Raw genomic sequence first — 1949 nt, 5'->3', positions numbered from 1 at the left:
ATTTCTGTCTTGCGCTCCACTAGATTCCGTTTTAGCTCTGCTGTCATTACTCCCTTGGGAGCATAACATTCCAGTTGCTCTTGCTCTATCCAAAGTTTAACACCCAGATTTTGCAGGTAAGAAATAAAATTAACTGTTTTCATAACACAAACCTCTCATATTCTTCTGTTTCTGAAATTAACGTAGTCTTATCTTGGGGTAGCTGACGCAGCACTTCAAGATTTTTAGCTATGCCAGCAATAGTTGGTGACTCAAATAAACCCTGTAAAGTCAGTTCATTCCCAAAAGCCTGTCGCACCCGAGACACAACCTGAGTTGCCATCAAAGAATGACCACCCAAATCAAAGAAGTTATCATGTATTCCCACCTGTTCTATACCCAACACTTCTGCCCAAATTTCTGCTAATACCTTCTGTGTCTCCGTCTCAGGAGCCATATACTCTGTTGACGCACTAATAGCTAAATCTGGTGCTGGTAAAGCCTTGCGGTCTACCTTGCCATTGGGAGTCAGAGGCAGTTGGGACAACAGTACAAACCTACTAGGTATCATATATTCTGGCAACTGCTGTTTCAGATAATGTTTCAGTTTATCTATTTGTTCTGTCTCTGATACTTCTATAATTTCACTTTCTAGCACTAGATAAGCTACTAAACCTTTATTACCATAGTTATCTTCTCTTGCTAATACTACTGTTTCTTTGACTGTAGGATGTTGAGTTAGGGTAGCTTCTATTTCTCCGGTTTCAATACGATATCCTCTAATTTTTACCTGATGGTCAATTCGACCTATAAATTCGATGTTGCCATCTGGTAGATAACGTCCTAAGTCTCCAGTTTTATATAATCTTGTGGCTTGTGACTTGTCAAAGGGGTTGACTATGAATTTATCGGATGTGAGTTCGGGGCGGTTGTGGTAGCCTGTTGCTAAACCATCTCCTCCAATATGAAGTTCTCCAGGCACTCCTATGGGCACTGGTTGTAATTGGGAGTCGAGGATGTATACCTGGGTGTTGGATATTGGCTTGCCTATGGGTACTGATTTTTCTAGATTACTATCAGCTTTGACTGGGAAGCAGCAGGTGAATGTGGTGTTTTCTGTTGGTCCGTAACCATTGATTAGTTGACATCCTGGGAGTTTTTCTACTACTTTCTGCACATGGGTTACTGATAATACGTCTCCTCCTGCTAATAGTTGCTTTAATGATTTTAAGTTTTCCAGTTGCTCTTCTACCATCAGTTGGAATAATCCTGCTGTCAGCCATAGGGTCGTGACTTGGTTTTCCCTAATTGCTGCTCCTATTTCTCCTAGGGAGGGTTGATGGGGTGGCATTACTGCTAGGGTTCCTCCGTTAAGCAGACTGCCCCAAATTTCAAGTGTAGCTGCATCAAAGGATATGGGTGCTAATTGTAGGAATATGTCTTCTTCTGTGAGCTTAATATAGTTGGTATTTTTTACCAGTCGCACTACTCCTTGATGTCTGATGTTCACTCCCTTGGGTAGACCAGTGGAGCCGGAGGTATACATCATGTATGCCTGATGCTCTGATGTTATTGATACTGTTAGGTTTTCTGAACTTGCTGTATTTGGTAGCTCTGGGTCCAGACATATTACTTGAGCTGCTGTAGATGGTAGATGATGTTGCCATTTTTCTTGAGTCAAGATGATGGATAGTTGTGCATCTTCTACCATGTAATTGAGACGCGAAGTTGGATAATTCGGGTCTAATGGCACATAAGCTCCTCCGGCTTTGAGTATAGCTAATAAACCTACTATCATCTCAACTGATCGCTCTAGACATATTCCTACTAGGGTTTCTGCAACTACTCCCAATTTTTGCAAGTAATGGGCTAGTTGATTGGCTTTGCGATTTAATTCGGAGTATGTCAACCTTTGCTCTTCAAATACCACTGCTATTGCATCTGGTGTTTTCTCTACCTGCTCTTCAAAT

2 protein-coding genes are annotated in these 1949 nt (G+C 41.6%); both read right to left on the bottom strand.

From position 1 onward, the window contains the following. A partial coding sequence (locus tag F6K49_RS53980) for a hypothetical protein (RefSeq protein ID WP_366514317.1) occupies window positions 1–143 on the bottom strand: 143 nt, incomplete at its 3' end. Next, window positions 140–1949, bottom strand: a 1810-nt coding sequence (locus F6K49_RS44455; protein ID WP_293108329.1) for a non-ribosomal peptide synthetase, incomplete at its 5' end; no start/stop codon positions are given. The genes F6K49_RS44455 and F6K49_RS53980, both read right to left, overlap by 4 nt.

This window comes from Moorena sp. SIO3I6, from assembly GCF_010672095.1.
The sequence above is the reverse complement of the archived record's forward strand: the minus strand, read 5'-3'. Positions and strand labels throughout refer to the sequence as shown.